Consider the following 472-nt stretch of genomic DNA (forward strand, 5'->3'; position numbering starts at 1 on the left):
GCGTTGGCGAAGAAGCGCACGAACTGCTCGTGCATCGGCTTGTCCAGGCCCAGGTCCTTGCGTACGAGATCGACCGTCGTCTCGTCCGCTTCGGGGCCGGCGGCCAAACGCGCCGGGTCGCCGGGCAACAGATGCACGAACAGGAACACCAGCACTGCCACGATCAGCAGTGTCGGGATCACGCCCAGCACACGTTTAATGAAGTAGTTCAGCATGGCAAATCCACCGCAGGCGGCAATTCAATGGCCCGCGCAAAGATTGCGCGGGCCGGTACGGCAATGAGGCTTATTGCTTGATGTCGACGTCTTCAAAGCTGAACGAGCCGTCCGGTGCCACATAGGCGCCAGACAGACGCTTCGAGCGCGCGTAGACGATCTTCTCCGTCACCAGGAAGGCCCACGGTGCGTCTTCCCAGATGCGCTTCTGCGCGTCGGTGTAGAGCTTCGACTTCTCAGCGCGATCGGTCGTGCGC

Annotated in this window: 1 protein-coding gene and 1 pseudogene; both read right to left on the reverse strand. The window is 61.9% G+C overall.

Translation table 11 applies throughout. The features are described from left to right. A pseudogene (locus FL311_RS43590) lies at positions 1-215 on the reverse strand (ABC transporter permease); the annotation flags it as partial. A gap of 70 nt (positions 216-285) precedes the next feature. Then, on the reverse strand, positions 286-472 hold a 187-nt coding region (locus FL311_RS43595), incomplete at its 5' end, for a hypothetical protein (RefSeq protein WP_228557491.1).

This window comes from Myxococcus sp. AB025B (genome assembly GCF_006518215.1).
Lineage (GTDB): Bacteria > Myxococcota > Myxococcia > Myxococcales > Myxococcaceae > Myxococcus > Myxococcus fulvus.